The following is a 6,406-nucleotide window of genomic DNA, read 5'->3' as shown; positions in this document are numbered from 1 at the left end:
TAGCTCCTCCAATTTGGCGTGGGTCTAGTTGGTTTTTTAATTGTTGTAGTGGTTTTTGAAATAAAGTTTTAGTCGCCATTTTTTTGATAAGATTTTTAGTAAGGATAGTTTTGAAGTGGTTCATGAAATTAAGCATTGTGCCTTCATAAGTTTTTAAGGCGATGTTGGCAGTAAATCCATCACTTAATAAAATGTCTGCTGAAGTAGTAAGAAGGTTTTGAGGTTCTTCGTTACCGCCAAAATTAAGATTGGAGTCTTGGGATAAAAGTTGGTAAGTTTCAAGTTCCAAAGCTCTTCCTTTGGTAGGCTCTGTTCCGATGTTAAGTAGTTTTATTTGGGGATTTGGAATTTCTAAAATTTCTTTGGCAATAATGGTGGCATAATTTGCAAAAGTGTGCAAATGCTGGGGTTTTAGTTCGGTGTTAGCGCCTGCATCTAACAAAATTCTTGTGCGATTATCAAAGGAATTAAACATAGGGGCAATGGCAATTCTTTGCATTAAAGGCATTTTTTTAAGAATAAGATGACTTGCTAAGACCAAAGTTTGGGTAGCGCCTGCCGAAACTACTCCTTGAACCTCATCTTGTTTGGCTGCTTCAAGCGCTAAAAATAAAGAAGCGTTGGGAGTGGCTTTTAATTGGTCTCTTATATTTTTGTCGGCTGATCTTAAAAAATAAGGGGTGTGTTTGATAGTAATTTGGTTGTTGCCAAAAAAAGGAGTTTTTTCAATAAGTGGAGTTATTAATTTTTGATTGCCATATAAAACGACGTGAATTTCTTTATTTTTATTTAAGGCAAGCAAGGTTCCTTTGACAATTTCTAATGGGGCAAAATCGCCTCCCATGACATCTATTGCTATTTTAATCATAAAAAAGCTCCTTTCTTTTGTGTATTGTTTTTGAAATTTGATTTTGTTTTTTTTAGATTAAATTGTTTTGTTGGTAAATAAAACGTTTGAGGTTTTTTAAGTTTGGGGTTCATTAAAAAGTATTTTATTTTTACCAAATCGAAATATAGAGGCAAAAAATAAAAATAGGGATAAATCATAATTTGATTGTTTCTTTTGTGAAGTGTTGAAAAATTATAATCCATCATAATAAATTACTTTGATAATAATTATCTTCTAGCCTTTTTGAGTTAAAATTTCAAAGCATTTGCAATTAAAAGAAATTTCAGAAAAAGCATTATCAAAATAATTTTCAAGTTGCAATTAATAAGTCTTGGCAAAAATGTGGCAAAAATAAAAAAAATAAAGAGGCAAATAATGATATCAAAAGATTGGTTGATAAATAATTATAGAAAAAAAGATAATTTAGAACAAATTAATGATAAATTTATTACAAATATTTTTTTATCAAAATAAAATTTATAATAATTTGCTATAATAGTAAATGAAATGTTAAATAAAAAACTACATTAAACAGTTCAATATTATTTTATCATATTAGGAGATAATTTCATTATTTTAAGTTTTTAAGTAATGAATTAAACTTGAAAAGTAACGATTTTATCAACAAAAAATTGTAAAAGGAAGTATTAGAAAATGGAATGCATGCAACAAGCAATCGTTAAAAATTTTTATTTAGAAGTAAAAGTTAGATATTTAAAACAAAATGGTAGTTCAAAAAGACAATGGTTTGCTACTAATGTTTGTGTAGGAACTGATAATTGTAAACAAAAATATGATGAAGTTCTTATGAATTTTACTCATATTGATGCTGATAATCCTGAGTTTTTTTTGCAACCAGGACAAGTTATTAAAGTGTTAGAAGGAAAAGTTAAGCAAAGTAAATGTGGTACTGTTTCTGAAGTTTGGTTAGATGTAGATAGTTTTCGCCAAACTGATGAAGAAGAAAAAAGCAAAATCAACTTCGTATAAGTGGAGTTGATTTTTTTATTATATAAGGGATGTTTTTTGGGTGTGATTTTGAATTATTCTATATTTCAAATATTTTTTTGATATGCCAAAAAGATTAAAAAGAATTTTTATTTAAAAACAACTTAGCTACATTATTGCTTGTTTGAGTAGCAACACATTGCAAAGAAATATTTCTTAATTGAGCAATTTTTTGGGCAATTAATTTGATATGATAAGGCTCATTGGTTTCATTTTGAAACGGATAAGGAGTTAAATAAGGACAATCAGTTTCTAATAAAATTTTATCTAGGGGAATAGTTTTTGCAATTTCGTGGGAAACTTTGGCATGAGGATAAGTAACAACTCCTCCAATTCCAATGTAAAAACCTAGTTCCAAAGCTTTTTTGGCTTCTTCTAAACTAAAAACTAAACAATGAAAAACTCCTCTAACTTGATTGCGATAAGGTAGTAAAAGTTGATAAATTTCTTCAAAAGATTTGCGTGCATGAATAATAATAGGTAAGTTATATTGGATAGCAATTTTAACTTGGGCTTGAAAAAACTTTTTTTGGACAGCTAAATTATCTTGTCTGTGATGAAGATCAAGGCCAATTTCTCCTATAGCAACTGTTTGCTGATGATTGAGGTATTTGATGATGCTTTCGGGAGTTTCTTGGGAAAAATCAGAACAAGGATGAATCCCAAAAGCTACCATTACTTCTTTATATTTATTAGCGATTTCATATGCTTTTTGGTTAGTTTTTTCATCCATGCCTATAACAATCATTTTTTTGACGTCATTATTCCAAGCTTTTTGAAAAACATCATCTAATTTATTTTTATATGTTTTAAGATTGAGATGAGCGTGAGTGTCTATTAACATTTTAATGTATTCCTTTTTTTGATTTTAAGGGGTTAGAAAATGGTTATTTTGTTGTTATTTATAAGTTTTAAAAAATGGTAAATATAAAAGATTAAAGAAGTGATTTTAGATTTGTTAATTTCATAGGGTAAATTATTTTGCAAGGTTAAAAGTAATAATAATATTATAATTAGATACATAAGAAAGCAAAACAAAAATTTATTTAATAAATGTTGGGCTTTTAATCTTTATTTTTCTTATTCTTTTTTTGGTTTTCATAATAAAAAATACTAATAGCAAATAAATTATGTTTTTTGATAGTTTTGATAAAATCTTTTTCAAAATAAGCAAAACCTAATCATTTAAAAAATTTAACATATAAAAACCATAAAACACTATATGAATATAAAGTAAAATAGATATAAAAACAAATAAAATAAGTTAAAGAAATATAAAATAAAAATTTTGCCAATGTTTCTTTTTTTAATTCCACATTAAAAAATAGTGCTAAAATCATTAGTATAACAACTAAAACAAAAGAGCAACAAACTATTTTAGTTTTTTTCTCTTTAGAATTAAAACTTATATTGTCATCATACATGCATGCTTTAAAATATGGCCTAATAGATTCACCAAAATCAATATTTTGAATTGTTTTTCCCTTGTTAGGGTCTTTATTAAACAAATTCTTTACCTTGGGATCATTTAAAACCAATATAAAAAGGAATGCCAGAAAGAGTCAAAAATGGCAACAAATAAATAAAAGGTAAACTTAATGCCCAATATTTATCTGGGATTGTAAATATTTTGGCTTTTTCGAGAAAAGCTATGGTAAAATCTGCAAACAATAAGATAAAAAATAAAACTTTTCTAATGGTATATTTAGTAATCATTTATCATCTCCTTTTATTCAAAAATATTTGAGGATTTAATATTTAATGTTGTGCTTTATCTTTATTTTAGTTTTGTTGTTTTATTTCGCTTCGTTTTCTTTTTCTTTTTTGGGTTTTCATAATTCCATCACCCATTTAAGGAAAAAGAACCTATTAAAGGTTCTTTTTTTGTTAAAAGATCAAATAATAATTATGCATGAATTGGTTTGTCAACGGCTCCTAAAAGAGCTTCAAAAGTAAGTTCTGATAAGGTAGGATGAGGATGAATTGCTTGAGATAGTTCGTAAGCAGTTCCTTCAAGTTCCATTCCTACAGCCATTTCGCTAATTAATTCAGTAGCATTGTAAGCATAAATATGCATTCCTAAAATTTCTAAATGTTTTTTGCAAACAATTAATTTAGCAAAACCTTCTTTTTCGCCATCAGCTAAAGATTTTCCAACAGCTCCGAGAGATATTTTAGAAACTTTATAATCCATTTGTTTTTCTTTGGCTTGTTGTTCGGTCATGCCAATAGAAGCAATTTCAGGAAAACCATAAATACAAGCAGGAACACGGTCATAATTAATGGGTTGTGCTTTTTGTTCTAAAGCGTGAGTCACAGCTACAATACCTTCATGACTTGCCACGTGAGCTAACATGTGTTTGCCGTTTACATCACCAATAGCATATACTCCAGGAATTGAAGTTTGACAAAAATTATCAGTTTGGACGCTATTGCGGTTGAGGGCTAAATTTAATTTTTCTAAGCCTGCAAGATTGGCTTTGGTGCCTACAGCCATTAAAATAACATCCGAAGTAATTGTTTTGGCATTGCCTTTTTGAGTGTAGGTAGTTTGATTGTCATTAATTTTAGTTACTTCTACTTGAGTCAAAATTTGGATGCCGTCTGCTTGAAGTTTTTTAGTGTATGCAACAACAACGTCCCTATCCATACCATTTAGAATATTGTCTTGTCTTTCTAAAATAGTCACTTCGCTACCAAAAGAATTAAAAATAGTTGCAAATTCTACTCCAATAACACCGCCTCCTACAATAGTAACTTTGGAAGGATAGCTTTCTAGTTGTAGTAATTCTTTACTAGTTTTAAGAATGCCTTTTTGATAAGCTTCTTGGGCGCCTGGAATAGGAGTAACAAAAGCGGTACTTCCTGTTGCAATAATTAATTTTTGGGTGTGCAATAAGTTAGTGTCTACTTGGACTTCGCAAGGAGAAAGAACACTTGCAAAACCATGGTAAAAATCAATTTTATTTTTTTTCAGGAGAAAAGATATGCCTGTAGTAAGTTGAGCAACAATTTTATTTTTGCGTGATAAAATGGAGGACCAATCAAAAGAAACTCCGTTTTGTACTTTAATTCCAAAATCAGCACAACGTTTGATATCTTTATACATTTTGGCACTTTTTAAATAAGCTTTGGTAGGAATACAGCCATAATTAAGACAAATACCACCTAATTTATGTTTTTCTACTAAAGCAACTTTAGCACCCATTTGAGCAGCTTTAATGGCAGCAACGTATCCACCAGGACCTCCACCAATCACTAAAACATCATAATTTTTCATAATTTGCCCTTGGTCTTTCTGTTAGGATAAAAGCAATAAAGTAGGAGTATTTAGCAATTCTTTAACGCGTTTTAAAAATCTACCGCCATCAGCACCATCAATAATACGGTGGTCAATTGCTAAGGAAAGAGGAAGCATGTCTGCAATTACAATTTGACTGTTTTCAACTACAGGTTTTTTGGTGATTTTTCCTACCCCTAAAATAGCTAATTCAGGGTAATTGATAACTGGAGTGCCGTAAGTAATATCGATAGAACCAAAATTAGTGATAGTAAAAGTTCCGTTTTGAAGTTGATTTAATTCTACTTTTCTTTCGGTAGTGGCTTTGGCTACTTGTTGTAATTGTTGTGCCATTTCTAAAAGAGTTAATTTGTTAGCATCTTTGATGTTAGGAACGATTAGACCGTCTTTGGTATCAACTGCTACTCCTAAATTAATGAATTTTTTGTAAGTAACTTCTTCTTTAACATCATCATAACTAGCGTTAAATACTGGGAATTCTTGTAAGGCAATCGCTACTGCTTTCATGATAAAAGCCATAAAAGTTAATTTGATTCCTTGGGATTTTGCTTGATCTTTGGCTTGTTTGCGTAGTGTTACTAAAGCAGTAATGTTTACTTCGTCCATTAGAGTAGTTTCTGGGATTTTGCCTTTGGAAAGAACCATTTTTTGGGCGATGGCTTTTCTGAGGCGAGAAATTTTTAATACTTCTGTTTCTTGGCTAGATGTGGCAAAAGTTGGGGTGGGGGTTGGTTGTTCTTGGACAAAAGGGGTTGTTGGTTGTGTTGTTTGTGGTTGTGGTTGAGTTTGTAAAGGGTTAGTTGCTTTTTGTACATCTACTTTTAAGATTTTTCCATTTACACCTGTTCCTTTAATGGTTGAAAGGTCAAGTCCTAGTTCTTTGGCTAGACTTTTTACTAATGGAGTAGCAAGTACTTTTTGAGGTGGTAAAGAGGTTTGTGCGGATGTTTTTGCTTGTTGGGTGTCGTTTTTTTCTGTAGCAGCAGTTTCATTAGGGTTTTGAGAAGAAAACTTTTTAACATCTGCATCAGTGTCACCTGGTTCTTGGATTAAAACGATAGTATCTCCTACGCAAATAACTTCACCTTCATTAAGGTCTCTTTTTAAGATTTTTCCTGCTACAGGAGAAGTTAGTTCAACGTCTAATTTGTCAGTTTCAACTTTAACTAAAACATCACCTTCTTTTACTTGGTCGCCCACTTTAAAAA

6 protein-coding genes are annotated in these 6,406 nt (G+C 30.3%); 1 reads left to right on the top strand and 5 read right to left on the bottom strand.

Annotated features, from left to right (window positions below):
* On the bottom strand, nucleotides 1–868 hold an 868-nt coding region (locus OYV_RS00860; RefSeq protein ID WP_042067733.1), incomplete at its 3' end, for a phosphate acyltransferase.
* A gap of 675 nt (nucleotides 869–1,543) precedes the next feature.
* On the opposite strand from OYV_RS00860, the gene OYV_RS00850 reads away from it, so the two are divergent.
* Entirely contained in the window at nucleotides 1,544–1,879 is a 336-nt protein-coding gene (locus OYV_RS00850; protein WP_011160955.1) for a hypothetical protein, read from the top strand.
* Nucleotides 1,880–1,973: 94 nt separating this feature from the next.
* Here the strand turns inward: OYV_RS00850 and OYV_RS00845 are convergent, their stop codons facing one another.
* From OYV_RS00845 to OYV_RS00825, 4 genes are all read right to left on the bottom strand, one after another.
* Complete coding sequence (locus tag OYV_RS00845; RefSeq protein ID WP_011160954.1) at nucleotides 1,974–2,741, bottom strand: TatD family hydrolase; 768 nt, start codon at nucleotides 2,739–2,741, stop codon at nucleotides 1,974–1,976.
* A gap of 680 nt (nucleotides 2,742–3,421) precedes the next feature.
* Nucleotides 3,422–3,613, bottom strand: a complete 192-nt coding sequence (locus OYV_RS00835) for a hypothetical protein (protein ID WP_034172377.1) — start codon at nucleotides 3,611–3,613, stop codon at nucleotides 3,422–3,424.
* Nucleotides 3,614–3,803: 190 nt separating this feature from the next.
* Nucleotides 3,804–5,177, bottom strand: a complete 1,374-nt coding sequence (gene lpdA, locus OYV_RS00830; RefSeq protein WP_011160952.1) for a dihydrolipoyl dehydrogenase — start codon at nucleotides 5,175–5,177, stop codon at nucleotides 3,804–3,806.
* A 21-nt stretch (nucleotides 5,178–5,198) separates the two neighbouring features.
* Nucleotides 5,199–6,406: dihydrolipoamide acetyltransferase family protein (locus OYV_RS00825; RefSeq protein ID WP_042067729.1), on the bottom strand; the 1,208-nt coding region annotated here is incomplete at its 5' end.

The organism is 'Chrysanthemum coronarium' phytoplasma (assembly GCF_000744065.1).
GTDB lineage: Bacteria > Bacillota_I > Bacilli_A > Acholeplasmatales > Acholeplasmataceae > Phytoplasma > Phytoplasma asteris.
Note: the sequence above shows the minus strand (reverse complement) of the source record. Positions and strands in the feature narration are given on the sequence as shown.

Coding starts and splice junctions, on each gene's coding strand:
- OYV_RS00850 (WP_011160955.1), top strand. CDS start 1,544: ATGGAATGCATGCAACAAGCAATCGTTAAAAATTTTTATTTAGAAGTA.
- OYV_RS00845 (WP_011160954.1), bottom strand. CDS start 2,741: ATGTTAATAGACACTCACGCTCATCTCAATCTTAAAACATATAAAAAT.
- OYV_RS00835 (WP_034172377.1), bottom strand. CDS start 3,613: ATGATTACTAAATATACCATTAGAAAAGTTTTATTTTTTATCTTATTG.
- lpdA (WP_011160952.1), bottom strand. CDS start 5,177: ATGAAAAATTATGATGTTTTAGTGATTGGTGGAGGTCCTGGTGGATAC.